The sequence below is a fragment of the Hypericibacter terrae genome, assembly GCF_008728855.1.
GTDB classification, from domain to species: Bacteria; Pseudomonadota; Alphaproteobacteria; order Dongiales; family Dongiaceae; genus Hypericibacter; species Hypericibacter terrae.
On sequence record NZ_CP042906.1, the window covers coordinates 437639 to 463615 of the forward strand.

General features: G+C 67.1%; 24 protein-coding genes. 14 read left to right on the forward strand and 10 right to left on the reverse strand.

Translation table 11 applies throughout. The features are described 5' to 3' along the window. Nucleotides 1-4: 4 nt before the first annotated feature. The 6 genes from FRZ44_RS02030 to queA form a co-directional block, all read right to left on the reverse strand. Nucleotides 5-1156, reverse strand: coding sequence for a hypothetical protein (locus tag FRZ44_RS02030; RefSeq protein WP_151175604.1), 1152 nt, complete (start codon nucleotides 1154-1156; stop codon nucleotides 5-7). Between the two features lie 148 nt (nucleotides 1157-1304). After that, complete coding sequence (locus FRZ44_RS02035) at nucleotides 1305-2237, reverse strand: arginase family protein (RefSeq protein ID WP_225308511.1); 933 nt, start codon at nucleotides 2235-2237, stop codon at nucleotides 1305-1307. Between the two features lie 23 nt (nucleotides 2238-2260). Continuing rightward, on the reverse strand, nucleotides 2261-3412 hold the full coding sequence (gene queG, locus FRZ44_RS02040) for a tRNA epoxyqueuosine(34) reductase QueG (protein ID WP_151175605.1): 1152 nt from the start codon (nucleotides 3410-3412) through the stop codon (nucleotides 2261-2263). A 158-nt stretch (nucleotides 3413-3570) separates the two neighbouring features. Beyond that, nucleotides 3571-4035: a preQ(1) synthase gene (gene queF / locus FRZ44_RS02045; protein WP_151175606.1), complete on the reverse strand. Its 465-nt coding sequence runs from the start codon at nucleotides 4033-4035 to the stop codon at nucleotides 3571-3573. Nucleotides 4036-4045: 10 nt separating this feature from the next. Then, nucleotides 4046-5194, reverse strand: coding sequence for a tRNA guanosine(34) transglycosylase Tgt (tgt, locus tag FRZ44_RS02050; protein WP_151175607.1), 1149 nt, complete (start codon nucleotides 5192-5194; stop codon nucleotides 4046-4048). Nucleotides 5195-5203: 9 nt separating this feature from the next. After that, nucleotides 5204-6241, reverse strand: a complete 1038-nt coding sequence (gene queA, locus FRZ44_RS02055; protein WP_151175608.1) for a tRNA preQ1(34) S-adenosylmethionine ribosyltransferase-isomerase QueA — start codon at nucleotides 6239-6241, stop codon at nucleotides 5204-5206. Between the two features lie 169 nt (nucleotides 6242-6410). On the opposite strand from queA, the gene FRZ44_RS02060 reads away from it, so the two are divergent. The 9 genes from FRZ44_RS02060 to hpnC all read left to right on the forward strand — a co-directional run bounded on the left by FRZ44_RS02060 (nucleotide 6411) and on the right by hpnC (nucleotide 16028). Then, a complete protein-coding gene (locus tag FRZ44_RS02060) occupies nucleotides 6411-7091 on the forward strand; it encodes a queuosine precursor transporter (RefSeq protein ID WP_151175609.1) in 681 nt (226 codons plus the stop codon). A gap of 247 nt (nucleotides 7092-7338) precedes the next feature. Further along, nucleotides 7339-8325, forward strand: coding sequence for an aldo/keto reductase (locus tag FRZ44_RS02065; RefSeq protein WP_151175610.1), 987 nt, complete (start codon nucleotides 7339-7341; stop codon nucleotides 8323-8325). A 332-nt stretch (nucleotides 8326-8657) separates the two neighbouring features. Beyond that, nucleotides 8658-10070 carry a siroheme synthase CysG gene (gene cysG, locus FRZ44_RS02070; protein ID WP_151175611.1) on the forward strand — a complete coding sequence of 471 codons (1413 nt, stop codon included), beginning with the start codon at nucleotides 8658-8660 and terminating at the stop codon, nucleotides 10068-10070. Next, entirely contained in the window at nucleotides 10067-10384 is a 318-nt protein-coding gene (locus FRZ44_RS02075) for a DUF2849 domain-containing protein (RefSeq protein WP_151175612.1), read from the forward strand. Before cysG ends, FRZ44_RS02075 begins: the two co-directional genes overlap by 4 nt. A 2-nt stretch (nucleotides 10385-10386) precedes the next feature. Then, nucleotides 10387-12045: a nitrite/sulfite reductase gene (locus tag FRZ44_RS02080; RefSeq protein WP_151175613.1), complete on the forward strand. Its 1659-nt coding sequence runs from the start codon at nucleotides 10387-10389 to the stop codon at nucleotides 12043-12045. Further along, nucleotides 12032-12529: a DUF934 domain-containing protein gene (locus FRZ44_RS02085; RefSeq protein ID WP_151175614.1), complete on the forward strand. Its 498-nt coding sequence runs from the start codon at nucleotides 12032-12034 to the stop codon at nucleotides 12527-12529. The genes FRZ44_RS02080 and FRZ44_RS02085 overlap by 14 nt, the downstream gene beginning before the upstream one ends. 148 nt (nucleotides 12530-12677) lie before the next feature. Next, complete coding sequence (locus FRZ44_RS02090; RefSeq protein WP_151175615.1) at nucleotides 12678-13895, forward strand: 1-deoxy-D-xylulose-5-phosphate reductoisomerase; 1218 nt, start codon at nucleotides 12678-12680, stop codon at nucleotides 13893-13895. Between the two features lie 14 nt (nucleotides 13896-13909). Next, nucleotides 13910-15094: a glycosyltransferase gene (locus FRZ44_RS02095; RefSeq protein WP_191908371.1), complete on the forward strand. Its 1185-nt coding sequence runs from the start codon at nucleotides 13910-13912 to the stop codon at nucleotides 15092-15094. A gap of 52 nt (nucleotides 15095-15146) precedes the next feature. Then, nucleotides 15147-16028: a squalene synthase HpnC gene (gene hpnC / locus FRZ44_RS02100; protein WP_151175616.1), complete on the forward strand. Its 882-nt coding sequence runs from the start codon at nucleotides 15147-15149 to the stop codon at nucleotides 16026-16028. Nucleotides 16029-16081: 53 nt separating this feature from the next. On the opposite strand, the gene FRZ44_RS02105 is transcribed toward hpnC, so the two are convergent. Next, nucleotides 16082-16672: a mobile mystery protein B gene (locus FRZ44_RS02105; RefSeq protein ID WP_151175617.1), complete on the reverse strand. Its 591-nt coding sequence runs from the start codon at nucleotides 16670-16672 to the stop codon at nucleotides 16082-16084. An 8-nt stretch (nucleotides 16673-16680) separates the two neighbouring features. After that, complete coding sequence (locus tag FRZ44_RS02110; RefSeq protein ID WP_151175618.1) at nucleotides 16681-17142, reverse strand: mobile mystery protein A; 462 nt, start codon at nucleotides 17140-17142, stop codon at nucleotides 16681-16683. Nucleotides 17143-17472: 330 nt separating this feature from the next. Between FRZ44_RS02110 and hpnD the strand changes: the two genes are divergently transcribed. The 4 genes from hpnD to FRZ44_RS02130 all read left to right on the forward strand — a co-directional run bounded on the left by hpnD (nucleotide 17473) and on the right by FRZ44_RS02130 (nucleotide 22632). Then, nucleotides 17473-18339, forward strand: a complete 867-nt coding sequence (gene hpnD, locus FRZ44_RS02115) for a presqualene diphosphate synthase HpnD (RefSeq protein ID WP_151175619.1) — start codon at nucleotides 17473-17475, stop codon at nucleotides 18337-18339. After that, nucleotides 18336-19709, forward strand: coding sequence for a hydroxysqualene dehydroxylase HpnE (gene hpnE, locus FRZ44_RS02120; RefSeq protein WP_151175620.1), 1374 nt, complete (start codon nucleotides 18336-18338; stop codon nucleotides 19707-19709). Before hpnD ends, hpnE begins: the two co-directional genes overlap by 4 nt. Nucleotides 19710-19740: 31 nt before the next feature. Then, entirely contained in the window at nucleotides 19741-21753 is a 2013-nt protein-coding gene (gene shc / locus FRZ44_RS02125) for a squalene--hopene cyclase (protein WP_151175621.1), read from the forward strand. 153 nt (nucleotides 21754-21906) lie between these two features. Then, on the forward strand, nucleotides 21907-22632 hold the full coding sequence (locus FRZ44_RS02130) for a phosphorylase family protein (RefSeq protein WP_151175622.1): 726 nt from the start codon (nucleotides 21907-21909) through the stop codon (nucleotides 22630-22632). Here the strand turns inward: FRZ44_RS02130 and hpnH are convergent. Continuing rightward, complete coding sequence (gene hpnH / locus FRZ44_RS02135) at nucleotides 22591-23751, reverse strand: adenosyl-hopene transferase HpnH (protein ID WP_151175623.1); 1161 nt, start codon at nucleotides 23749-23751, stop codon at nucleotides 22591-22593. The genes FRZ44_RS02130 and hpnH overlap by 42 nt on opposite strands. Nucleotides 23752-23811: 60 nt before the next feature. Further along, nucleotides 23812-24816, reverse strand: a complete 1005-nt coding sequence (gene ispH, locus FRZ44_RS02140; RefSeq protein ID WP_151180127.1) for a 4-hydroxy-3-methylbut-2-enyl diphosphate reductase — start codon at nucleotides 24814-24816, stop codon at nucleotides 23812-23814. A 500-nt stretch (nucleotides 24817-25316) separates the two neighbouring features. Here ispH and FRZ44_RS02145 point away from each other — a divergent pair, with 500 nt between their 5' ends. Then, entirely contained in the window at nucleotides 25317-25967 is a 651-nt protein-coding gene (locus FRZ44_RS02145) for an ABC transporter substrate-binding protein (RefSeq protein WP_191908372.1), read from the forward strand. Nucleotides 25968-25977: the final 10 nt, after the last annotated feature.

Sequence of the window (25977 nt, forward strand, 5' to 3'; positions counted from 1 at the left end):
TTCGTCAGCGCCGACTGCTCTTGCGCGCGGCCTTCTTCTTGGCGGCCTTGCGCGCCGGCTTGCGGGCCGCTGATTTCTTCTTCACCACCTTCTTGGCGCCGGCCTTCTTGGCCTTGGGTGCCTTCGCGGCCGGTTTCTTCTTCGCAGGCTTGCGCGCGACCGGGGTGGGCGCTGCCGCCGAGGCCTTCTTGCCCGCGCCGCGACCGAGCTTCGGTCCCTGATTGGGATCGGCCGGCGGCTTGCCCTCTTCCAGCACCAGCCGCAGGCTCTCGGTCCAATGCGCCTCGCCCGGCGAGCCCGGCAGGAAAGCGCCGCAGCCCAGCTCGAGCTGTACTGTCCAGCGCGGCTCCTTGTCGGCGGCGATACCCATGGACATCGCGTCGCGGCGCTTATGGAACTCGGCGATGGTATCGGCCGCCTTCTGCTTCATGCCGGCCTCACCATTCTGAGCGCGGCGCGCATAGCTCAAGGCCAACAGCAGACGGATGTCGTTGTTGGCGTCCTTGGCTCCGAGCAGCGGCTCGAGCGTGTTGCAGGCCTCGACATGGCGGTCCTGCTGATGCAGCGCGAAGGCGAAGGCCCAGTAGTACCAGGGCTCGAGCGCGGGCTTCTTGGCATGATCCTTCTCGTTGCTATAGAGCGCCATGGCGCGCGCGATCTCGGCGGCCGCACCGTCGGCCCAGCCCTGATAGATCCAGCTTTCGGCGCGATCGATCAGGACATCGAGATAATGCCCACGCTCGACGGCGTTGCCGCCCTTGGGCAGGCCGCAGACCTTCTCGAGCAAGTCGATCGAGCGCTGATAGGCGGCATCCGCCAGCCCCATCTCGCCCCAGCCTTTCCAGCGGGCGCGGAACTTCATCGCATAGGCGAACTTCCACTGCACATACCAGTCCTGGGCGCCGGCCCTCTGCGCCATCTTGGCGAACTGCTTCGAGTTCCCGATCGGCGAGAGCCCATCTTCGAAGCCGTCGAACCAGCCATTGCGCCAGTCCTCGGTATAGATGCGCGCCGCGACGGCGTAGTCCTGCGGCGTCGGATTCTTGGCCAGCACCTTGCGGATCTCCTGGCGCGCCAAACGGTTTTGAGCCCGCGAATACTGCTCCATCGCCTTGAAGGCGATGACCGTTCCGCGGCTGAATTTCAGGACCGACATGAAGACCCCCTGGAAGACGACAGCGCGGCCTCGAGGACGCGCGCCCATTAGGATTGGCATCATAACCCAGGGCCGCACGACAAAGGAGGGCGTATCTCCGCCCCCGATCCGGCCCCCCGATTCGCCCCCTACGTCTTTGTAACAAAAGTTAGCGGTTGAGCCAGCGCCGTGCGATTCCCGCCATGGCTTCGACCATCACTTGGCCCGCCAGGAACGCGGTCATGCCCGCGGGGTCGTGCGGCGGGCTCACCGTATTGACGTCGATCGCGACGATATCGAGGCCGGCCAGGCCGCGCAGGACGGTCAGGCCCTCTGCCGCGCTGAGCCCGCCCCATACCGGGTTGGCGACGCCCGGTGCCGCCGACGGATCGAACACATCCATGTCCCAGCAGAGATAGACCGGCTTGCCGGAAAGCCTTTCGCGCAAATGGGCGAGCAGCGAATCGAGGCCGCGCCGGCGCAGTTCCTCCATCGGCACGACCTCGTAACCCATGGCGCGCGCCTCGGCGACGATCGGATCGACATCGATGGCGCCGCGCGTGCCGACATGGATCGAGTTCTCGATATCGACGATCCGTTCCTCGGCCGCATGGGTGAAAGTGTTGCCGTTGTCATATTGACCCCGCCCTCGGATCGGGTAGGCGTCGGTGTGGGCATCGAGATGCAATACCGCCAGCCCCGGCCAGCGGCGGGCGACGGCGCGCAGCTGCGGCAGCGTGATGGCGCCGTCGCCGCCCATCGTCACCGGCACGGCCCCCGAGGCGAGGATGGCGGCGACGGAATTCTCGATCGCGACGAAAGAGGGCTCGATCAGGCCCGGCGTCACCGCGGCATCGCCGCTATCGACCAGGCGCAGGGTCCGCACCAGATCGAAGCTCGCATCGGCCATGGCATCGGCGACCAGGGCCGAATGGGTGCGGATCGATTGCGGCCCCAGGCGGCAGCCGATCCGGGTCGGATGCTGGCCGCAATCGAAGGGCGCGCCCAGAATGACGGCACGGGCGTCGCGCGGCTGCGGCTCGAAGGGAACATTGAGGAAGGTGCCGAGAACGCCTCGGGTCGTGGGTTGCTGGCTGGTCAAGGAGAGCATCTCCCGCGCTTGCGTCAGGCCGTCGCGGCGTCCCCGCCAAGCCATTCGGCGCGCACCCCGGCATCGGACTCTAACGGGAGATGCGCGTCGCGCAAACCATGGAACGCGGTGTCGTCGAGCAGCCGCGCCAGCGCCCAGACCGCCATGGCGCGGACCAGAGGCGAGGTGTCGCCGAGCCGGCGGATGGCGGTCTCCGCCAGCGCCGTCTCGCCGCTATTGCCGATCGCGATCAGCACATTGCGCAGGAAGCGGTCGCGTCCGGTGCGCTTGATCGCGGTGCCGGCGAAGAGCTGCCGGAACCCGGCATCGTCGAGCTCGGCCAGATCGGCGAGGCGCGGCGCCGTGATCTCGGCCCGCGGCCAGAAGGCGTCATGCCGGCTGGCGCTGGCAAATTTGTTCCAGGGGCAGACCGCCAGGCAATCGTCGCAGCCATAGATGCGATTGCCCATGGGCCCGCGGAACTCGCGCGGGATATGGCCCTTATGCTCGATCGTCAGATAGGAGATGCAGCGCCGGGCATCGAGCTTGTAGGGCGCGGGGAAGGCCGCGGTCGGGCAGATGTCGAGGCAGCGCTGGCAATGGCCGCAATGATCGTTCTCCGGCGCGTCGGGCGCGAGCGCCAAGTCGGTGAAGATCTCGCCCAGGAAAAGCCAGGAGCCATGGGTGCGCGACACCAGATTGGTGTGCTTGCCCTGCCAGCCGAGGCCGGCGGCTTCGGCCAGCGGCTTCTCCATCACCGGGGCGGTGTCGACGAAGACCTTGAGCGAGGGTCCCAGCTTCTCGGTCATGATGCGCGCCAGCGCCTTGAGCCGGCTCTTGACCAGCTCGTGATAATCCTTGCCGCGCGCATAGACGGAAATGGCGCCCCGCTCGCGGCGTTCGAGCATAGGCAGCGGGTCCTCGGCCGGTCCGTAATTCATCGCCAGCACGATCACGCTGCGCGCCTCGGGCCACAGCGTTTGCGGGTCGGCGCGCTGGTCGCTGCGCGCGGCCAGCCAGCCCATATCGCCCTGCATGCCGCGCGCGAGGAATTCGGCGAGCCCCTGACGGGCGCGTTCGCTCTGCGAGGCCGGCGCGAATCCGACCGCGTCGAATCCCAAGGCCAGCGCCTGATCGCGGATCAGCGCCTTGGGGTCGTCGATCGAGGGGCGGGCCGGCGCGAGCAATGGTTTCTCTCCCCTTCCACGAGAGGCCGGGCCACAGGGAATTCTTTGCGGCCTTCGCTCTCGCCGTCATCCCCGCGAAAGCGGGGACCCATTTCAAAGCCGGCGACCTGGATCAGGATGGGTCCCCGCTTTCGCGGGGATGACGGTTGAGTGTGCTCTCAACCACGCCCACGATAAGGTGCCACGCCCTGCTCCGGCAGCCAGAGATTCTTCGGCGGCGCGCCGGTCTGCCAGAACACGTCGATCGGGATGCCGCCGCGCGGATACCAATAGCCGGCGATCCGCAGCCAATGCGGCTTCAATTCGTCGACCAGCCGCTTGCCGATCGTGACGGTGCAATCCTCATGGAAGGCGCCGTGGTTGCGGAAGGATCCCAGATAGAGCTTCAGCGACTTGCTCTCGACGATCCAGGCTTTCGGCACATAGTCGATCACGATATGGGCGAAGTCGGGCTGGCCGGTGACGGGGCAGATCGAGGTGAACTCCGGGCAGGCGAAGCGCACCAGATAGCGCTCGCGCGGCTGCGAGTTGGGGATGCGCTCCAGCACCGCTTCGTCGGGCGAGGCGGGCGGCTTGGTCGCGTGACCGAGCTGCGTCAAAGCGGGGCGGGATTTTCGCGCCATGGGCTCTCTCTCAAGTCGGTGCGGCGAGGGGATCGGGCAGCGGGTCGATGTCGCCGCGGCTCTCCGCTTCCGCCACTTCGGCGGCGAAGGCGTCGAGCCTACCCGCCTCGATGGCGCCGCGCAAACCGGCCATCAGCGTCTGGTAGTGCTGGAGATTATGGGCCGTGAGCAGCATCGGGCCCAGCATCTCCTCGGCCTTGAAGAGGTGATGGAGATAGCCCCGCGCGTAATCGCGGCAGACCGGGCAGCTGCAGTCGGCATCGATCGGCCGCGGATCGTGAGCATGGCGCGCATTGCGGATATTGATGGTGCCGCGCCGGGTGAAGGCCTGGCCGGTTCGCCCCGAGCGCGTCGGCATCACGCAATCGAACATGTCGATACCGCGCTGGACGGCGCCGACGATATCGAGCGGGCGTCCCACGCCCATGAGATAGCGCGGGCGATCCTCGGGCAGGAACGGGATGGTGGCCTCGATCATGCGGAACATCATCTCCTGGCCTTCGCCGACCGCGAGGCCGCCGATCGCATAGCCGTCATAGCCGATGCGGGTCAGCCATTCCGAGGATTCGCGCCGCAGCTCGGGATAGACGCTGCCCTGCACGATGCCGAACAGGCCGTAGCCCGGCCGGTCCTTGAAGGCCGCCTTGCAGCGCTCGGCCCAGCGCATCGAGCGGTGCATCGATTCCGCGGCGACCGGTGCTTCGGCAGGGAAGGGCGTGCATTCGTCGAAGGCCATGGTGACATTGGCATCGAGCAGATGCTGGATCTCGATCGAGCGCTCCGGCGTCAGGTGATGCTTGCTGCCGTCGACATGCGAACGGAAGGTGACGCCGTCCTCGTCGATCTTGCGCAACTCCGAGAGCGACATGACCTGGAAGCCGCCGGAATCGGTCAGGATCGGGCCCGGCCAGTTCATGAATTTATGCAAGCCGCCGAGGCTCGCGACGCGCTCCGCCCCCGGTCGCAGCATCAGGTGATAGGTGTTGCCGAGGATGATCTCCGCACCCGTCGCCTTCACCTGCTCCGGCCACATGCCCTTGACGGTCGCGGCCGTGCCGACCGGCATGAAGGCCGGCGTGTTGACGGCGCCATGCGCGGTGTGAAGGCGGCCGCGCCGCGCGACGCCATCCTGGGCCAGACGTTCGTAGCGAAGGGTCATGCGGGGACTCTAGACTCGATCGGGTTCGAGAAGACAGGCGTCGCCGTAGGAATAGAAGCGATAGCCCGAGGCGATGGCATGTTCATAGGCGCGCTTCATCCGTTCGAGCCCGGAGAAGGCCGCGACCAGCATGAACAAAGTCGAGCGCGGCAGATGGAAGTTCGTGACCAGCCGGTCCACCAGCTTGAAGCGGTAGCCGGGCGTGATGAAGATCGAAGTGTCGCCGGTGAAGGGAACCAGCCGCCCCTCCGGCGTTGCCGCCGATTCCAGGAGCCGCAGGCTGGTGGTGCCGACCGCGACGATCCGCCCGCCCCGGGTCTTGGCGCGATTGACCGCATCGGCGACGGCGGGCGTCACCTCGCCCCATTCCGCATGCATGCGATGCTCTTCGATCGTCTGGGCCTTGACCGGCAGGAAGGTGCCGGCGCCGACATGGAGCGTCAGCCGTGCCATCTCGATGCCGCGTTGCGACAAGGCGTCGAGCAGAGCCGGCGTGAAATGCAGCGACGCGGTCGGGGCCGCCACGGCACCCTCGGTTTTCGCGAAGATGGTCTGGTAGTCGTCGCGATCCGAGGCCAGCGCCCCCTCGGGACGTCGGATATAGGGCGGCAGCGGCATCCGGCCGTGGAGCCCGAGGGCCGCGATCAGGTCGGCGCCGCCGACCGGGAATTTCAGCGTCACCTCGCCGGCCTCGCCCTTGTCCAGGACCTGCGCGCTGAAATCCTCGGCGAACTGGATGATGTCGCCGGCCTTGAGCCGCTTGGCGGGCCGGGCGAAGGCGCGCCAGATGTCGAGGCCTTCGGCCTTGTGCAGCGTGGCCTCGATCCGGGCGGCCCCGCGCTTGCCCTCGAGGCGGGCGGGGATCACACGGGTGTCATTCACCACCAGCAGGTCGCGGGGGCTGAGCAGGGCCGGCAGATCGCGGAAGATGCGGTCCTCGAACCCGTCACTCCGGACGACGAGCAGCCGCGCGGCATCGCGCGGGCTCACGGGCCGGTCGGCGATCCGCTCGGGCGGCAGCTTGAAATCGAAATCCGCGGTGCGCATGGCGGGGCGATCCTATAGGCCCTTGGGCCCTGGAGGGAAAGCGCCCTTGAACCGGTTGGGCCCTTGCGGCCGGCGGTCCCATTGACGCAGGGGCCGGCAATCTGCGACAGGATGCGCCGGCGCCCGGGACCAGGGGTCCTTGGGGGCGGCCGACAAGGTCATAAGGATCATGCAGCAGAGCGGCTATTCACCCCGGCTTCTGACGATCGCGGCGCTCTTCGTCACCTGCCTCATCATCTCCAATATCACCGCGGTCAAACTGATCTCGGTCCATGGCTTCGTCATGACCGCGGCCAATGTGCTGTTCCCGATCAGCTACATCATCGGCGACGTGCTGACCGAGGTTTACGGCTACGCCAAGGCGCGCCGGGTGATCTGGCTGGGCTTCGGCTGCAATCTCGTGGCGGTGCTGGCGATCTATGTGGCGGGCATCCTGCCCGGCGCCGATTTCTGGGAAGGCCAGGGCGCCTGGGACCAGATCCTGGGTGCCGCGCCCCGGATCCTGTTGGCCTCGTTCTGCGCCTATCTCGTGGGCGAGTTCCTCAATTCCTATGTGCTGGCGAAGATGAAGATCGCCACGAACGGCAAATATCTCTGGACCCGCACCATCGGCTCGACGGTGGTGGGCCAGCTCGCCGACACCAGCATCTTCATGACGCTCGCCTTCGGCGGCATCCTGCCTCTGGGCGTCATGATGAACGCCGCCGGCACCGAATGGGTTTCCAAGGTCGGCTACGAGATTCTGGCCACGCCCTTCACCTATCTCGTCGTCGCCTGGCTCAAGCGCGTCGAAGGCATCGATTTCTACGACCGCAACACACGATTCAATCCGGTGCTGCTGACGGATTGATTTCGAGGAGATTTCCCCTGCCCCTTGATGGGAGAGGGCAGGGTGGGGGTGACTGACTCGATCTTCGAAGCGCGTTCGGAGATTCCGTTCAGCGATCGAGACCGCGATACCCCCCCTCCCTAACCCTCCCCCGCAAGGGGGGAGGGATTGTTTCTTCGGTACGCGCTGACTTTCCCTTCATGTTTCTTGATTGCCTACACTGCGGGCCCCATCTCTGCTCGCACACCCACCCGCACGAGGCCCGCCCATGGAACGCCGTCCGCTCGGCCGTACCGGTCATCAGGTTTCCGCTCTCGGCCTCGGCTGCATGGGCATGTCGGAGTTCTACGGGACGCGCGACGACGCGACCTCGCTGCAGACATTGGCGACGGCGCTGGACCAAGGCATCGATTTCTTCGACACCGCCGACACCTATGGCTTCGGGCACAATGAGGAGCTGGTCGGCCGCTTCCTGAAGGATCATCGCGGCAAAGTCACGCTCGCCACCAAGTTCGGCATCGTGCGCCAGGAAGGGCGCTATGAGCGCCGGATCGACAATTCGCCAGCCTATATCGCCGAGGCCTGCGACGCCTCCTTGCGCCGGCTCGGGATCGAGCGGATCGATCTCTATTACGCCCACCGGCTGGAGCCGGCGCGGCCGATCGAGGAGACCGTGGCGGCGATGGCCAAGCTGGTCGAAGCCGGCAAGGTCCGCTGGCTGGGTCTCTCGGAGGTGTCGGCCGCCAGCTTGCGGCGTGCCCACAAGATCCATCCGATCACCGCCTTGCAGACCGAATATTCGCTCTGGAGCCGCGAGCCCGAGACGGAGCTGCTGCAGACCTGCCGCGAACTGGGTGTGAGTTTCGCCGCCTACAGCCCGCTGGGCCGCGCCTTCCTCACCGGCACCCTGACCTCGACCGACGCGCTGGCGCCCACGGACTTCCGCCGCAACAATCCTCGCTTTCAGGCCGACGCCCTCGAGCGCAATCGCAAGCTGACCGAGGCGCTGGCCGATTTTGCCAAGGCGCGGCACGCCACGCCGGCCCAGATGGCGCTCGCCTGGCTCCTCGGCAAACACCGTCATGTGATCCCGATTCCGGGCACCAAGCGGTCGGCCTATGTCATCCAGAACGCCAGCGCGGCCACGATCCGGCTCTCGGCCGAGGAGATCGCCACGCTCGATCGGATGTTCCCGCCGGAGGCGGTGGCTGGCCAGCGCTATACCGCAGAAGGCATGAAGGGGCTCGGTCTCTGAGGGACCCCGAGGATCGCTGAATTCAACTCCGATCCCTGCGACAATTCGGTAAGGCCGGCCATCATGGCTGAAGCCGCCGCAACGCCCCGCCACGCCGTGTCGGCGCCACTGAATCTCCTTTAATAATATGAAATATAAAAAAGAAGTCGATGCAAGGTAATATTTAACTAGTTTGTATTGTGTTGAATTATAATAACACGACTGGTGAGAGGATTTCGTTTGACTCTTGCGCGTCTGGAAATGTGAAATACCCTCGCCAGCCGGAAAATCCGGCGGGCCCGCCATGGGGCCGGCAAGGGTCCCAGAATTCGGCCTCGGAAGGGGCCCGGTCCATGAACGTATTTCCGGTTTTCTTCGATCTCTCCGGTCGTCGCGTCCTGCTCGCGGGCGGCGGCGAGACCGCGCTGCAGAAGCTGCGTCTCCTGCGCAAGGCGGGCGCCTCTCTGCTGGTCGTCGCGCCGGCTATCGAGCGCGAGATGGCGCTCGCGGTCGAAGAGGGTGCCGCCGAATGGCGCGCCGAGGAACTGGCCGCCACCCATTTCGCCGATGCGGCACTCGCGGTGATCGCCACCGGCGACGAAACCCGGGATCGCGCCGGTGCGGCGCTTGCCAAGGCGGCGCGCGTGCCGGTCAATGTGGTCGATCGCGCCGGCCTCTCCGACTTCATCGTGCCCGCCATCGTCGATCGCGATCCAGTCGTGATCGGCATCTCGACCGCGGGTGCCGCTCCCTTGCTGGCGCGCCGTCTGCGCGCCGCGATCGAGGCCATGCTGCCGGCGCGCCTCGGCGCACTCGCGCGTTTCGCCGAGCGCTTCCGCGGCGCCGTCGCCGCCAAGATCGGCAACCGTCAGCTTCGTCTGCGTTTCTGGGAACAGGTCTTCGACGGCCCGGTCGCGACCGCGGTGCTCGACGGCCGCGAGAGCCAGGCGGCCGAGCGCATGCTGACGCTCGTCAACAGCGCCGCTGCCAACGACCCGGCGCAAGGCCGTGTGGCACTGGTGGGGGCAGGGCCGGGCGATCCGGAACTCCTGACCTTGAAGGCGCATCGCCTGCTGCAGGAAGCCGACGTCATCGTCCATGACCGGCTGGTCGCGCCGGCGGTGCTCGACCTGGCGCGGCGCGATGCGCGACGCATCGGGGTCGGCAAGGCGCGGGGCCATCACAGCCTGCCGCAGCCCGAGATCAATCGGCTGCTGGCGCGCGAGGCCCGCGCGGGCAACCGCGTGGTGCGGCTCAAGGGCGGCGATCCCTTCATCTTCGGACGCGGCGGCGAGGAGCTGGAGCATCTGGAACGCGAAGGCATCGCGGTCGAGATCGTGCCCGGTATCACCGCGGCCCTGGGTTGCGCCGCCTCGGCGCGCGTGGCCCTGACCCATCGCGACGCGGCCCAGGCCGTGATCTTCGCGACCGCGGAAGGATCCGAGGGCGAGCCCGCGCTCGACTGGTCGAGCTTGGCCGGTCCCCATCGCACCTTGGCGATCTATATGGGCATCGGCGCCGCACCACGGCTGCAGCAGCGCCTGCTCGAAGGCGGTCTCGATCCGGCAACGCCGGTGGCCGTGATCGAGAACGGTACAAGGCCCGACGAGCGCGTGCTGTCGGGATCGATCAACGAGCTGGCAGCGCTGGTGGCCCGCCATGAAATCTCCGGCCCGGCGATCATCCTGATCGGTGACGTCGCGGCGGCGGCGCGGCAGTCGGCGCTCGAGAGCGCCGGCCTTGCCGCGGAGCGGTTGCGCGCATGACCTCGCAGATCGTCACCGCCAACGAGCTCGTCAACGGCACGGTGGTCTACCGCACCCCGGAAGGCCGCTGGACCACGCATATCGGCGCGGCGCAGGGCGTCGTCGGCGAGCCCGACGCGAAGGCCCTCCTGGCGCTCGCCGAAGCCGACGTCGCCAGGCAGCTCGTCGTGGGTCCCTATCTGGTCGAGGTCGAGGGCGCGCCCGGCCATTGGCAGCATAGGAGCTGGCGCGAACGCATCCGGGCCGAGGGCCCGACCGTGCCCCATGATTTCACGCCCGACGTCGAGCCGCGACGGGCGAACGGGAGAGACTGACGATGTACCGCTATGACAGCTACGACCGGCAGATCGTCGAGGAGCGCGTCACGCAGTTCCGCGACCAGGTTCGCCGCCGGCTTTCGGGCGAGCTCTCCGAAGAGGAGTTCCGGCCGCTGCGGCTGATGAACGGCCTCTATCTCCAGCTCCATGCCTATATGCTTCGCATCGCCATTCCCTATGGCACGCTTTCCTCGGCCCAGCTGCGCCGGCTGGCCGAGATCGGCCGGCGCTGGGATCGCGGCTATGGCCATTTCACCACGCGCCAGAACATCCAGTTCAACTGGACGCGGCTGGCCGAATCGCCCGACATCCTGGCGGCCCTGGCCGAAGTCGAGATGCATGCCATCCAGACCTCCGGCAACTGCATCCGCAACACCACGGCCGATCAGTTCGCCGGCGTCGCCGCCGAGGAGATCGAGGATCCGCGGCCCTGGTGCGAGATCATCCGGCAATGGTCGACGTTCCATCCGGAATTCACCTTTCTGCCGCGCAAGTTCAAGATCGCGGTGACGGGCAGCGCGCATGACCGCGCGGCCTTGCGCGTCCACGACATCGGCCTCGCGATCAAGCGCAACGCCGAAGGCGAGGTCGGCTTCGAGGTCATGATCGGCGGCGGCCAGGGCCGCACGCCGATGCTGGCGCCCACCATCCGCGACTTCCTGCCCAAGGCCGACCTGCTCGCCTATCTCGAAGCCGCATTGCGCGTCTATAACCGCGCCGGCCGGCGCGACAATATCTACAAGGCCCGCATCAAAATCCTGGTCGGTGCTCTCGGTGCCGCCGAATATGCGCGCCAGACCGAGGAAGAGTTCCAGAAGATCAAGGCCGAGGGCACGGTCGAGCTGCAGCAGGCCGAGATCGATCGCATCCATGCCTTCTTCGCGCCGCCGGTCTATGAAACCCTGCCGGCGGATTCGGGGGAGTTCATCGCTGCAAAGCTCGACGATCGCAGCTTCGCGCGCTGGGCCCGCAGCAATGTCTCGCCGCACAAGCAGCCGGGCTATGCCATCGTCACCGTGACCCTGAAACCGATCGGCGGGGTGCCGGGCGATGCCACCTCCGACCAGATGGATGCGATCGCCGATCTCGCCGACCGCTACAGCCTGGGCGAGATCCGCGTGACCCATGACCAGAACCTGGTGCTGCCCAACGTGAAGCAGTCCGATCTGGCGGCCGTCTGGACGGTCTTGAAGTCGCTCAATCTGGGCGAGGCCAATGCCGGCCTGGTGACCGACATGATCGCCTGCCCGGGGCTCGATTATTGCAGCCTCGCCAATGCGCGTGCGATCCCGGTGGCCCAGGCCATCAGCCGGCGCTTCGCCGATATCGAGCGCCAGCAGGAGATCGGCGAGCTGCGCATCAAGATGTCGGGCTGCATCAATGCCTGCGGCCACCACCATGTCGGCCATATCGGCATCCTCGGCGTCGATAAGAACGGCGAGGAGTTCTACCAGATCACGCTCGGCGGCAGCGCCGACGAGCAGTCGAGCCTGGGCAAGATCATCGGGCCGTCCGTGCCGCGCGAAAAGGTGGCGGACGCCATCGAGACCATCGTCGACACCTATCTCGGCCTGCGCCTGGAGGGCGAGAAGTTCCTCGCGACCTATCGGCGGGTCGGGATGGCGCCCTTCAAGGAGAAGCTCTATGCCGCTGCTTAAATATGGCCGGGTCGCCGAAGACCCGTGGCATTTCGTCGGCGACGACGACCCCGTGCCGGCCGAGGGCCAGGTCGTCGTCGGCCTGAAGCGTTGGGTGGCGGAGCGCGCGGCGCTGATCGCGCGCGGCTGGCCGCTCGGCGTGCGGCTGGAACCGGCGGATCTGGTGGAGAGCCTGGAACCCGATCTCGCGCGCCTGGAGCTGATCGAAGTGGATTTCCCGAAGTTCAACGACGGGCGGGGTTATTCGACCGCGCGCCTGCTGCGCCAGCGCTACCGCTATGAGGGCGAGTTGCGGGCGGTCGGCCGCGTGCTGCGCGACCAGCTGCTCTATCTCCATCGCTGCGGCTTCGACGCCTTCGAGATCGCCCGCGGGGATGCGGCCGAGACCTGGATCAAGGCCGTCTCCGAATTCGGCGCCTGGTATCAGCGCGCCGCCGACGAGCGCCAGACGGTGAATTCGCTGCGTCATCGCCGCACCGGCTAGGCGGCTGTTCGGGGAGTCCCTCTAACACACTCATTTAGTGGGGTTTTAGGGCGCCGTCGCGGCGCTCCGCCTCCGATCCTTCCCCTCCCGGCCCGGGCGGTTCCGTGCTAGGGTCGCTTCTGGCCCTGGGCTAGGAGTTTCTTTTCCAATGTCGACCCGAACGGCGCGCGACGCCGTCCTCAAGCCTGTTCCTTCCGCCGAACCGCGCAGCGTCACGATCCTGGGGTCCACAGGGTCGGTGGGCCGCAACACCGTCGATCTGATCCGGCGCCACCCGGGGGCCTATCGTATCGAGGCCCTGACGGGCAGCGACAATGTCGCGCTGCTGACGGAGCAGGCACGTCTGCTGAAGCCGAAGCTGGCCGTGGTCGCCAACCCGGCCCGTTATGCGGAGCTGAAGGAAGCGCTGGCGGGAACCGGCACCGAGCTCGCGGCCGGCGCCGAGGCCGTGACCGAAGCGGCGCAACGGCCGGCCGAGTGGGTGATGGCCTCGATCGTGGGCGCCGCCGGCCTGAAGCCGACCTTGGCCGCCGTGCGCCGCGGCGCCGTGATCGGGCTCGCCAACAAGGAAACCCTGGTCTGCGCCGGCGCCCTGATGATGGGTGAGGTCAAGCGCCACAAGGCGACGCTGCTGCCGGTCGATTCCGAGCATAGCGCGATCTTCCAGGTGTTCGAGACCGAGCGGCGCGAGGCGGTCGATCGCATCATCCTGACGGCCTCGGGCGGTCCCTTCCGCACCGTGGGCCATGAGGTGATGAAGAACGCCACGCCGGCCCAGGCGGTGAAACATCCCAATTGGAGCATGGGCGCAAAAATCTCGATCGATTCCGCGACCATGATGAACAAGGGCCTTGAAATCATCGAGGCGCAGCATCTTTTCAACATGCCTGAGAGCCGCATCGACGTGCTGGTCCATCCGCAATCGGTGATCCATTCCATGGTTTCCTATGTTGACGGGTCGGTGCTGGCGCAGTTGGGCACGCCCGACATGCGCACGCCGATCGCGGTGGCGCTGGCCTGGCCCAAGCGCATGGGTTGCCCCAGCGAGCGGCTCGATTTCGCCAAGGTCTCGACCCTGACCTTCGAGGCGCCCGACGATATCCGCTTCCCCGCCCTGCGGCTCGCGCGCCAGGCCCTGCGCACCGGCGGCGGCGCCCCGGTCGTGCTCAACGCCGCCAACGAGATCGCCGTCCAGGCTTTCCTCGATGGACGCATCGCGTTCCTCGATATTGCCGCCATCGTCGAAAGCTGCCTCGCCCGCGTCAATGCGGGTGCGGCCGCCGATCTCGAGGAAGTGGCGGCGGCCGATCAATCCGCGCGCGCCGAAGCCCGTCGTCAGGTCGAGAGCCGCGCTGCGGTGCATTAACGGGGGGACTTCCAGTGCTGTTTCTGATCGGCGCGATCAGTCTCGCGGCATGGACCTATTTGCTCCTGTTTCATGGCGGCTTTTGGCGCGCGCGCGAGCGTTTGCCCCAGGACCCGATGGACCCGACGCATTGGCCTCGGGTGGTGGCCGTTCTTCCGGCCCGCGACGAGGCCGAGACCATCAAGGAAGTGCTGGAGCGTCTGGTTGCCCAGGACTATCCGGGCTCGCTCTCGATCCTCATGGTCGACGATGGCAGCAGCGATGGCACCGCAGGGATCGCGGCATCGGTGGCGCGCGCGGCGCCGGACGACCGGACCGTGACGGTTCTGGCCGGCGGCCCCTTGGCCGAAGGCTGGACCGGGAAGCTGTGGGCGCTGGCCCAGGGCGTCGAGCGGGCCAAGGAGCTCGACCCCTATGTCGAGTTCTTTCTCTTCACCGATGCCGATATCGGTCACGGCCCGCACCAGTTGCGCCGGCTGGTCGCACAGGCCGAGGCGCACAAGGCCGATCTGGTTTCGCTGATGGCGCGCCTGCAATGCGCCAGTTTCTGGGAGCGGGTGCTGATCCCGGCCTTCGTGTATTTCTTCCAGAAGCTCTATCCCTTCTCCTGGGCCAACGATCCCAAGCGGAAGACGGCCGCCGCGGCCGGCGGCTGCGTGCTGATCCGCGCCTCGGCGCTCACCCGCATCGGCGGTATCGAGGCCATCCGGGGCCGGCTGATCGACGATTGCTCGCTCGCGCGCGCGGTCAAGGAAAGCGGCGGCCGGCTCTGGCTGGGCCTCGCGGACGACACCACGAGCCTGCGCGGCTACACCACGCTCTGGCCGATCTGGGGCATGGTGGCGCGCTCGGCCTATACGCAGTTGATGCATTCGCCGCTGCTCCTGATCGGCACCGTCATCGGCATGCTGCTGCTCTATCTGGCGCCGCCGCTGCTGGTGCTCACCTGGCCGCTCCACGAAGATTCCGAAGCCGGCCTCGTCGGCGTCCTGGCCTGGCTGCTGATGGCGGCCTCCTATGCGCCGATGCTGCGCCACTATGGCCGTTCCCCGATCGAGGCGCTGCTCCTGCCCAAGGCGGGACTGCTCTACACGCTGATGACGATCGATTCCGCGCGGCTCTATTACCGGCGCGGCGGCAATCGATGGAAGGGCCGCGACTATGGCCGCGCCGGCGTCGCCGATCCTCCGGCGCCATGACGAAGCTCCGGCGGTCTGGCCAAGCCGCTCGCCAGCGGCTAGGTAGAGGCCGATGAAAGACAGCAGCCTCTCCAGCGCGGTCGAGACTCCCTCGGGCAAGGGGGCCGGCGACGAGAATTTCCCCGTCGGTTCCTGGCTCCTGCCGCCGGCCCTGCGTCCGCATATCGCGCGCTATTACGCCTTCGCCCGCACCATCGACGACATCGCCGACAATCCCGACCTGCCGGCCGCGGAGAAGATCCGCCGCCTCGACGGCTTCGCCGAGGCGCTCTCGACCGGCCAGGGCGGCCCGGACTACGCGAAGGCGCTCGCCCTGCGCGCCAGCATGATCGAGACCGGCGTGCCCTTTCGCCACGGCACCGATCTCACCATCGCCTTCAAGCAGGACGCCATCCAGGGACGCTATCGCGACTGGGAGGACCTGATGGGCTATTGCAACAACTCGGCCGCCCCCGTCGGCCGCTATCTGATCGATCTCCATGGCGAGGGCCGGCACTGCTATGTCGCCTCCGATGCGCTCTGCAATGCGCTCCAGGTGCTGAACCATCTGCAGGATTGCCAAAAGGACTACCGCGCGCTCGATCGGGTCTATCTGCCGGAGCCCTGGCTGATCGAGGCCGGCGGCAGCATCGCCGATCTCGACGGCCCGGCCTCGACGCCGGCCTTGCGCCAGGTCATCGACCGCTGCCTCGACCATACGGCCGAGCTGGTGCGCCGGGCGCGGCCCTTGCCCGATCAGTTCCGCAGCCGTCGCTTTGCGATGGAAGCGGCCTTCATCTGGCGCATCGCCGACCGGCTGCTGATCGAACTCAGCCGGCGCGATCCGGTGGCGACGCGCGTGCAACTGAGCAAGGGCCAGTTCGCGGCGGCCGGGCTCTGGGGCGTGGCGCTGGTATTGCGTACGCCGCGACCGAGCGCACCGCCGAAAGGGTGAATCCGCGACCCCATCCCGCTACCGGTGGGGTGGCTGGAGAGTCGGGCTGGTGCCTAGAGATCCGCACGCGGGCCGATGAAAGCGAGCAGGGGACCGATGTCGCCTCGATCCGCTGCTCGGAGGGCGGCGATGTATGCGGTTCGTCGCTCGGTCAGTCTCCCGAGGTCATGCCCGCCAGCCCAATCGATGGGTGGGGCGTCATAAACATGCGCGAGCACCGTATCCGCCAGGATGCGGGCGTGCCTGCCATTGCCGTTCGGAAACGGATGAATCTGGACGAGCCGATGATGCAGCCTGATCGCTGCTTCCGAAGCGGGGTAGGTTCCGTGGCCGGCCCAGTACCGCGCGTCATCCATCGATGCGCGAAGCTCCACGCTGATGTGGATTGGATCGACACCGATATTCTTGCCGGTCCGCCGGAACGAGCCCGCCCAATCCCACACCTCGCCGAACAACCGGCTATGGAGGGTGACGGCAAAGGCGTCTGTGAGTACGTCGCCTCTGTAGCGCGCCAGCCAACGCATGCCGGATTCGATATTCGCCTGCTCGAGCTCATCGAGCTCCTCGCGCGTCGTGATGTGCCTGAATTTCAAGCCGCCGGTCTCGTTGGGATCGAGCGGCGTCGCTCCGTCGGAGGACTCCATGGCAGCCGTTATTTGTCGTTCCAGAGATCGGGCGGCATCTCCCGCGCCATTTCGCGCGTGAGGCGTTCGATCTCCTCGGCGATTTTGTCGTTTGGCAGAGCCTGATTTTCCATGGCCATATGGGTGCTGGCCGCAGCGACCAGTGCCAAGGCCTTCTTCCGGGCTTGTGCCGTGATGATGTCTTCAATGCGCTTTTCGGGGACGACGGCGTACACGAACCGACAGCCCATCGCTTCGGCGGCCGCCTTCATGGACTTCAAACTAGCGGCACCGTCCCGCTCGGCGCGTTCCGCCTGCGCGATGCGGGCTCGCGTGACCCTCATCTTCTTCGCAAGTTGAACCCCGGACATGCCAAGCGCCTTGCGCACGGTCTTCAGCCAACCCTCGGGTGGCATACGCAGATCGGCGTGACGGGCGGCGCTGTCGATGATGCGCCGATATTGCTGCCGGGCGATGGTTTTGGTGGCCACTGTCAACCTATGAACCTACATTCTGTCTCATGCAGTATCGTTATAAGTATACAAATTATTCTTTTGGTCAACTTATAAATTGACAAAACTATTAGCTTTGTGCACTTATAGATTGACGTATGGATATCGATTTGAGAATTGAAGTGCTGTTTTGCCGAGCTCCCGTGCTTGGCACATCGCCGATGGCGCCGATGAAACAGTTCGACGGATTCGCATGAGGACCGGCAACACCATTACAGACCATTGAAATTGCAAATGTAATTGAGTTTCGTGACAGCGCGGCCCTGGGCTATTCTGCGCCCGACGAGAGTGAAAGTGAGTTCCCACCTGATGGCCGATCAAGCGACACAGCCCTGGCGCGCCGATGACGCTGACCGTGCCGAAATGGCCGAACGGGTCGAACGGTCAGGCACGTCCTTCTATTGGTCGATGCGGCTCCTGCCGCGCGCCAAGCGTGAAGCCATGTTTGCGATCTATGCCTTCTGCCGCGCGGTCGACGATATCGCCGACGAGCCGGCGCCGATCGAAAGCAAGCGCGCCGGCCTCGCCGAATGGCGCGCCGAGATCGAGCGGCTCTATGAAGGCCGCCCAAGCCATGCGGTGGCCCGCGCCCTGGTCGAGCCGGTCGCGCGCTTCGCGCTGCGCCGCGAGGATTTCCTCGCTGTGATCGACGGCTGCGAGATGGATGCCAACGGCCCGGTGGTGGCGCCCGACTGGCCCACCTTGCGACTCTATTGCGCGCGCGTCGCGGGTGCGGTCGGGCATCTTTCGGTCCATGTGTTCGGCGCGCCCGGACCCGAAGGCTATCGGCTCGCGACCTCGCTGGGAGAGGCGGTCCAGCTCACCAATCTGCTGCGCGACGTCGCCGAGGATGCACGCGACGGGCGGCTCTATCTGCCGCGCGAGCTTTTGCAACAGCATGGCGTGCCGGCATCGCCGGCCGCGGCCGTCGCCCATCCGGCGCTGCCGCAGGTCTGCCTCGAGGTCGCGCGCGCGGCCGAGCTGCGCTTCGCCGAAGCCGGCGAGGCGCTGAAGCGGCTGCCGCATCGGCCGATGACGCCGGCGCGCATCATCGAGGGAATCTATCACCGCCTGCTCGCCAAGCTCGTGGCGCTGGGCTTCCACAAACTCGAGCCGAAGGTCCGGCTGAGCAAGGGCGAGAAGCTGCGCCTCGCGCTCGCCAAGGTGTTGTGGTGACGGCCGGCCCATCGGAGCGCGGCGTCGTTCATGTCGTCGGAGCGGGGCTCGCGGGCCTCAGCGCCGCCTTGCGGCTGGCCGAGGCCGGCGAGCGAGTGCTGCTGCACGAGGCCGCCAATCACGCCGGCGGGCGCTGCCGCTCCTATGAGGATCGCGAGCTGGGGCGGCGCATCGACAACGGCAATCACCTGCTGTTCAGCGCCAATCACGCGGCCCTCGATTTCCTCACCGCGATCGGCGCCCGCGGCAGCCTGATCGAGCAGCCCGAACCCGTCTTCCCCTATCTCGATCTGGCGACGGGCGCGCGCTTCACGCTCCGGCCCAATGCCGGCCGCCTGCCCTGGTGGATCTTTTCGCCGCACCGGCGCGTACCCGGCAGCCGGGCCCGCGACTATGCGGTGCTGTGGCGGCTGATGCGCGCGAACCGGTCCCAGACCGTGGCGGCGCTGGCGCCGGACCAGGGTCCGGTCTATCGCGCCCTGGTCGAGCCCTTGTCCGTGGCCGTGCTCAACACCGCGCCCGAGGAGGGCTCGGCCTGGCTGCTCGGCCGGATGCTGGGCTTGAGCTTCGCCAGAGGCGGCCGGGATTGCCGGGCCCTGATCGTGCGCGAGGGCCTCTCCGAAAGCTTCATCGAGCCCGCCTTGCGGCGGCTGGCATCGCTCGGCGTCGAGACCCGCTTCGCGACGCGGTTGCGCAGCCTGACGATCGAGAACCGCCGCGCCACGGCCTTGCAGTTCAATGTTACGAGCCTCGCGCTGGGGCCTGCCGACCGCCTGGTGCTGGCGGTGCCGGCCCCGGTTGCGGCGTCGCTGCTGCCGGCCCTGACCGCGCCCACCGAGATGCGGGCGATCGTCAATGCCCATTACCGGCTGCCCCGGGCCTATGCGCCGGCCAATGGCATTCCCTTCCTGGCGCTCCTGGGCGGCACGGCCCATTGGGTGTTCTTCCGCGGCGACGTGGCGAGCGTGACCGTCAGTGCGGCCGACGCGCTGGCCGATGAGCCGGCCGAGACGCTGGCGCCGCGCCTCTGGGTCGATGTGGCGGCCGCCCTGGGGCAAACGGGCGCTCCCCTCCCGCCCTGGCGCATCGTCAAGGAGAAGCAGGCCACCTTCGCCCAGACCCCCGCCCAGCTGCGGCGTCGGCCCGCGGCGGCCGGAACCCTTGACAATCTGTGGCTCGCGGGCGATTGGACCGAGACAGGACTGCCCGCCACAATTGAAGGCGCGATCCGCTCCGGGGTCACCGCGGCCGCGCTGGCCGTCGGCGCCGCGGCGACGGCCGGACGCCGATCGGGTTTGGGTTCCACGCCGGCGAGGGGGGGCTTCCGCCAGCGCCATGGCCGCCTGGCCTGCGGCCTCCTCATCGGGTGAAGGTCGCGCGCCGGGTTTGAATTGAGTTCGGATGGACGAGAGAACGCCTCACTCCACTTTGCCGCCGCTGGGCACGCCGCGTTCCGACGAGGCGGGCTTGGCCTCGACGCGCCCGGATCCCCTGCTGCTGAGCCGGGTCGACCGCACGGTCGATAACGCCGCGGCCGCGCTGTTCGGCCTGCAGGCCCGCGAGGGCGAATGGTGTTTCGAGCTCGAGGCCGACGCGACCATCCCGGCCGAATACATCATGCTCGAGCATTTCCTCGATGAGATCGACGAGCCGCTCGAGCAGGAATTGGCGCGCTATCTGCGCCGCATCCAGGGCAGTCATGGCGGCTGGCCGCTGTTCCATGAGGGCGACTTCAATATCAGCGCCTCGGTCAAAGCCTATTACGCGCTGAAGCTGGCCGGCGACGATATCGAGGCGCCGCATATGCGCCGTGCCCGCGAGGCGATCCTGGCCCATGGCGGTGCCGCCCGCGCCAACGTTTTCACCCGCATCGCGCTCGCCCTCTTCGGCGAAATGCCCTGGCGCGCCGTGCCGGTGATGCCGGTCGAGATCATGCTCCTGCCGAAATGGTTTCCGTTCCATCTCGACAAGGTCGCCTATTGGTCGCGCACGGTGCTGGCGCCGATGCTGGTGGTGATGGCCAAGCGCCCGCGGGCGCGAAACCCGAAGCGGGTCGACGTCCGGGAGCTGTTCGTGACGCCGCCCGAGCGGGAGCGGCATTACCTGGTCAATCCGACCGGCAAATGGATCGGCGAGGCCTTTCTCGCGCTCGATCGCATCCTGCGGCCGCTGGAGCGCTTTGTTCCTGGCCCCATGCGCGAGCGCGCGATTCAGCGCGCGATCGATTTCGTGGTGCCGCGCCTCAATGGCGATGACGGGCTGGGCGGCATCTATCCGGCGATGGCCTACGCGGTCATGGCGTTCGACGTGCTGGGCTATCCCAAGGATCACCCGCACCGTGTCACCGCCATGTCGGCGATCCGCAAGCTCCTGGTAAAGTCTCCGACCGAGGGCTATTGCCAGCCTTGCCTGTCGCCGATCTGGGACACGGGCCTCGCCTGGCATGCGCTGATGGAAGCGGGCGCGGACGGCAAGGATCCGAGATTCGACAAGACCGTCGAATGGCTGCTGGAGCGCCAGATCCTCGACGTCAGGGGCGACTGGATCTCGCGCCGGCCCGATGTCCGCCCCGGCGGCTGGGCCTTCCAGTTCCGCAATGCGCACTACCCCGATGTGGACGACACCGCCGTGGTCGGCATGGCGCTGGCGCGCTCGGGCCGCGCCGCGACCGATCCGCGGGTCCAGGCCTCGCTCGACCGCGCGACCGAATGGCTGATCGGGATGCAGAGCAAGAATGGCGGCTGGGGCGCCTTCGACGCCGACAACACCCACTACTATCTCAATCACATTCCCTTCGCCGATCACGGCGCGCTGCTCGATCCGCCGACGGAAGACGTGACGGCGCGCGTGCTGAGCTATCTGGCGCAGATCGGCTATGGCCGCGACCATCCCTGTGTGGCCCGCGCGCTGGACTATCTGAAACGCGAGCAGCAGCCCGACGGCTCCTGGTTCGGGCGCTGGGGCACGAACTACATCTATGGCACCTGGTCGGTGCTCTGCGCCCTCAATATCGTCGGCGAGGACATGCAGGCGCCCTATATCCGCCGCGCAGTCGCCTGGCTCAAATCGCGGCAGGGCGAGGATGGCGGCTGGGGCGAGGACGGCGCCAGCTATTGGCAGGAGCGCCGCGCCGAGGTGAAGGAATCGACGCCCTCGCAGACGGCCTGGGCGACGCTCGCCCTGATGGCGACGGGCGATGTCGAGGACGAGGCCGTGCGCCGCGGCGTCGACTACATCCTGACGGCGCCCCGCGAAGGCGCGCGCTGGACCGAGCCCTGGTACACGGCCGTGGGTTTCCCCCGCGTCTTCTATCTGCGCTATCACGGCTACGCCGCCTATTTCCCGCTCTGGGCGCTGTCGCGCTACGGCAACCTCATGCGCGCCAACGAGCGCCGCGTGAAATGGGGCATGTGAGCTCTCTCGGACACTTGTCCCCTCCCCCGTTCAGGGGGAGGGTCAGGGAGGGGGCTGACTCGATAGGAGATGCCGCGTGAGAGCAGCACATCCCTGTTTCATCGAACGAGCCTGCCCCCTCCCTAGCCCTCCCCCTCGAGGGGGGAGGGGATAATGGTGACGCCCCAGGCCTCTGCCGCCGCCCTTCCCGATCGATCCCGCCGCTTGGGCTTCGTCGTCGGATTCGCCGCCGAGGCGCGGCTCCTGCAGCAGCGCTATCCGGGAGTTGCGGGCTTCGTCGAAATCGCCGGGGCCGACCCGGCCCGCGCCGCGATCGCGGCGCAAGCCCTGATTCAGCGCGGCTGCGACGGCCTGGTCAGCCTCGGTTATTGCGGCGCGCTGGTGGCGCAGATGCCGCCCGGCACGATCCTCCTGGCCGAGAGCGTCGTCATGCCCGACGGCAAGACCGCCAATTGCGACGACGATCTGATTGCGGCGCTCGCCGGCGCGCTGGCCCAGGCGCAGCTTCCCTATCACCTCTGCTCGATCGCGGGCAGCGATCATGCGGTCGCGACCGCGCGCGACAAGGCGCGATTGGGGATGGGGACGGAGGCGCATGCCGTCGACATGGAAAGCCACGGCGTGGTGCGTGCCGCCGCCGCGGCGGACCGGCCCATGGCGGTCCTGCGGATCGTGCTCGACCCGGCCGAACGCGACCTGCCGCGGGCGGCCCTGGTGGCGCTGGGACCCGACGGCCGGGTGCGGTTGGGCGCGCTGATCGGCGCGCTGCTGCGCCGGCCCGGCGAGATTTGGGGATTGATCCGCCTCGCGCGCGACGCGGGCGTCGCGCGGGTCAGCCTAGGCCGCGCTGCTGCGGCACTCGCTCGAGGTCTTGGCTGAGGCGTCCTTCTCGGCCGTGAGCTTGTCCATGTTGTGCCGGAGCTGCCGCTCGAACACGAATTCGGCGGGCCGCGCCTTGTCGAGCGCGATCTCGGGCGCCATCGGCCCGTCGGTCTTGGGCCCTCGCATCGCCGCCATCATCGCCTTCACCGGATGCGACAGCGTGTCGTTGACCGCGGTCGCCTCATAGCCGCAATGGACCATGCAGTCGGCGCACTTCTCGTAATTGCCGGTGCCGTAGAGGTCCCAGTTGGTGTCGTCCATCAGCTCGCGAAAGGTCGCGACATGGCCTTCGCCCAGGAGATAGCAGGGCTTCTGCCAGCCGAACACGTTGCGCGTCGGGTTGCCCCAGGGCGTGCAGTGATAGGTCTGGTTGCCGGCGAGGAAGTCGAGGAACAGGGCCGACTGGTTGAGGCGCCAGCCCTTGCCCTTGCCGTAGCGGAACACGTCGCGGAACAGCTGCTTGGTCTGGCTGCGCTTGAGGAAATGCTGCTGGTCGGGCGCGCGCTCATAGGCATAGCCCGGCGAGATGGTGACGCCGCTGACGCCCATCTCCATCGCGCTGTCGAGGAAGTGCGCCACATGCTCCGGCTGTTCGCCGTCGAACAGCGTGCAGTTCACGTTGACGCGGAAGCCCTTGGCGCGCGCGGCCTTGATCGCGGCGGTCGCCTTGTCGTAGACGCCGTCCTGGCACACGACCTTGTCGTGGCGCTCGCGGTCGCCGTCGAGATGGATCGAGAAGCAGAGATAGGGGCTGGGCTTGAACTGGTCGATCTTCTTCTCGAGCAGCAGCGCGTTGGTGCAGAGATAGATGAAGCGGCGGCGCTTCACCAGCTCGGCCACGATCTTCGGCATCTCCTTGTGCAGCAGCGGCTCGCCGCCGGCGATGGAGACGATCGGCGCGCCGCATTCCTCGGCGGCGCCCACGCATTCCTCGACCGAGAGGCGCCGGTTCAGGATGTCGTCGGGATAGTCGATCTTGCCGCAGCCGGCGCAGGCGAGGTTGCAGCGGAACAAGGGCTCCAGCATGAGCACCAGCGGATAGCGCTGCTTGCCCTGAAGCCGCTGCTTCATCAGATAGGCACCGACATGGATCTTTTGAATCAACGGAACGGACAAGCTGCTCTCCTGGTCACGGGCGCGGCGACGCTCAGATGAAACGACTGTCGAGGATGGGGGTCATTCGGCCGAGGCTGCGGCGGTGTTGCGCTCGCCTTCGCGAGCCTGCGGCCGGCCCATCCGCCCATAGGGCGAACCGGCGACGTCCCACAGCATCTCGGGCAGCTTGAAGCGGACATTCTCTTCGACGCCTTCGAGATTCTCGATCGCGACCGGCGCGATCTGGCCGAGGCGCGTCAGAACTTCCTGCACCAGCTCTTCGGGCGCCGACGCGCCGGCGGTGACGCCGACGGCATCGATGTCGGTGAACCAGGCCGGGTCGATATCCTCGGCGGTGTCGATCAGATAGCTCGGGATCCCCATCTCGGCCGCGATCTCGCGCAGGCGGTTGGAGTTCGAGCTGTTGGGCGAGCCCACCACCAGGATCACGCCGACATGCTGGGCGAGCAGATGCACCGCCTGCTGGCGGTTCTGCGTCGCATAGCAGATGTCGCGCACGTCGGGACCGGCAACCTGGGGGAAGCGCTGCTTCAGCTTGTCGATGATGACGCGGGTGTCGTCCACCGACAGCGTCGTCTGGGTGATGTAGGAAACCTTGGCCGGGTCGCGCACCCGCAGCCGGTCGACATCGTCGACCGACGAGACCAGGTGCACGCCGCCGGGAATGCGGCCGCGCGTGCCTTCGACCTCGGGGTGGCCCTCATGGCCGATCAGGATCACGTCATAGCCCTGCTCGGCATAGCGCTGGCCCTCGCGATGGACCTTGGCGACCAGCGGGCAGGTGGCGTCGATCACCGGCAGGTCGCGCAGGCCCGCATCGTCGGCGACCTTCTGCGCCACGCCATGGGCGGAGAACACCGTGATCGCACCATCCGGGATTTCATCGAGCTCGTCGACGAAGCGCGCCCCGATCGAGCGCAGCTTTTCGACGACGCGCTTGTTATGGACGATCTCGTGCCGGACATAGACCGGAGGCCCATATTTGCGGATCGCCAGCTCGACGATCTCGACGGCTCGCTCGACGCCGGCGCAGAAGCCGCGGGGCTGGGCCAGAATCACGCGCATCTTCTGATTGGCTCCACTCACTATCGATGATCCTCAAGGATGATGGCTCGCGTCCTGCGAGCGGGTCGAGTTAGGGTACCTTCTATGGCCAACCCCCTTGCTCAACTATTAGCCTTCTAGCTTCCGCCCTTGCGGGCGTCCATCCCCTGATCGCATTGGGACCATAGAAGTGCCTGTAAATCAACCCGGCGGATGGAAGGGAAATACCCAAATCCCCGGAAATGCGGCATTTTTGCTCACCCTCCGCGACCTCCGCCGCGGTTGCGCCGGGGGGGTCGCCCATGCCTATATGACGCGCCGCACAACGCCGGGCGCCTCGAGGCGCCCCTGGCGACATCATGGATTTGTCGAACGGGTGGCAGGGTGCGGCCGCCGGGAATTTTGACCGGACCCGAGACCCCGGACTCCGTTGGCTCCGCTCCAGTGAACGGGCCGGCATCGGCTCAAGCCCCGAACCGAGGGGGCCAATCGCCCCAAGGCGCAGAGAGAACTCCAGACCCATGAAGCCCCATTTCCGCAGATTCCTGCCGTTTGTCGGCGTTGGCCTGGCTTTGGCCCTGATGCTGTCCTTCGTGGCCCCGGCCCGGGCCGTCGCCACCCCGGCCGGCGACCTGGTGGGCAAGCTCAATGGTGCGTTCCTGCAGGTCATGCAGAATGCCGCCTCGCTCGGCTATGAGGGCCGCTACAAGGTGCTCGAGCCGGTGGTCGCCGATGCCTTCGACTTCACGCTCATGTCGCGAGTCGCCATGGGCAGCCGCTGGCAGAACCTGACCGATGCGCAGAAGCAGACGCTGGTCGACACCTTCCGGCGCTATTCGACCGCCACCTATGCCTCCCGGTTCGACGGCTTCTCGAATCAGCGTTTCGAGATCCTGGGCGAAGAGGCGAAGGCGCAGGATACCGTGCTGGTGAAGAATCAGATCGCCGGCGGCAATGGCGATCCGGTCCGCATCGACTATCTGCTGCGTCCCGACCAGGGTCAGCTCAAGATCATCGACGTCTATCTCAACGGCTCGATCAGCCAGCTTTCGGTCTATCGCTCGGAGTTCATCGATGTGATGGGCGCCAAGGGCTTCGACGGCCTGATCGCGACGCTCGATCAGCGCATCGCCGAGATGTCGAAGGGCGAAGCGCCCGCGGCCCAGCCGTAGCTCTTGTTAT

Excerpts from the sequence above, each read along its gene's own strand:
- FRZ44_RS02030 (WP_151175604.1), bottom strand. The coding sequence starts at position 1,156 with ATGTCGGTCCTGAAATTCAGCCGCGGAACGGTCATCGCCTTCAAGGCG.
- queF (WP_151175606.1), bottom strand. The coding sequence starts at position 4,035 with ATGGCGCGAAAATCCCGCCCCGCTTTGACGCAGCTCGGTCACGCGACC.
- tgt (WP_151175607.1), bottom strand. The coding sequence starts at position 5,194 with ATGACCCTTCGCTACGAACGTCTGGCCCAGGATGGCGTCGCGCGGCGC.
- queA (WP_151175608.1), bottom strand. The coding sequence starts at position 6,241 with ATGCGCACCGCGGATTTCGATTTCAAGCTGCCGCCCGAGCGGATCGCC.
- FRZ44_RS02060 (WP_151175609.1), top strand. The coding sequence starts at position 6,411 with ATGCAGCAGAGCGGCTATTCACCCCGGCTTCTGACGATCGCGGCGCTC.
- FRZ44_RS02065 (WP_151175610.1), top strand. The coding sequence starts at position 7,339 with ATGGAACGCCGTCCGCTCGGCCGTACCGGTCATCAGGTTTCCGCTCTC.
- cysG (WP_151175611.1), top strand. The coding sequence starts at position 8,658 with ATGAACGTATTTCCGGTTTTCTTCGATCTCTCCGGTCGTCGCGTCCTG.
- FRZ44_RS02075 (WP_151175612.1), top strand. The coding sequence starts at position 10,067 with ATGACCTCGCAGATCGTCACCGCCAACGAGCTCGTCAACGGCACGGTG.
- FRZ44_RS02080 (WP_151175613.1), top strand. The coding sequence starts at position 10,387 with ATGTACCGCTATGACAGCTACGACCGGCAGATCGTCGAGGAGCGCGTC.
- FRZ44_RS02085 (WP_151175614.1), top strand. The coding sequence starts at position 12,032 with ATGCCGCTGCTTAAATATGGCCGGGTCGCCGAAGACCCGTGGCATTTC.
- FRZ44_RS02090 (WP_151175615.1), top strand. The coding sequence starts at position 12,678 with ATGTCGACCCGAACGGCGCGCGACGCCGTCCTCAAGCCTGTTCCTTCC.
- hpnC (WP_151175616.1), top strand. The coding sequence starts at position 15,147 with ATGAAAGACAGCAGCCTCTCCAGCGCGGTCGAGACTCCCTCGGGCAAG.
- FRZ44_RS02105 (WP_151175617.1), bottom strand. The coding sequence starts at position 16,672 with ATGGAGTCCTCCGACGGAGCGACGCCGCTCGATCCCAACGAGACCGGC.
- hpnD (WP_151175619.1), top strand. The coding sequence starts at position 17,473 with ATGGCCGATCAAGCGACACAGCCCTGGCGCGCCGATGACGCTGACCGT.
- shc (WP_151175621.1), top strand. The coding sequence starts at position 19,741 with ATGGACGAGAGAACGCCTCACTCCACTTTGCCGCCGCTGGGCACGCCG.
- FRZ44_RS02130 (WP_151175622.1), top strand. The coding sequence starts at position 21,907 with ATGGTGACGCCCCAGGCCTCTGCCGCCGCCCTTCCCGATCGATCCCGC.
- ispH (WP_151180127.1), bottom strand. The coding sequence starts at position 24,816 with ATGCGCGTGATTCTGGCCCAGCCCCGCGGCTTCTGCGCCGGCGTCGAG.
- FRZ44_RS02145 (WP_191908372.1), top strand. The coding sequence starts at position 25,317 with ATGAAGCCCCATTTCCGCAGATTCCTGCCGTTTGTCGGCGTTGGCCTG.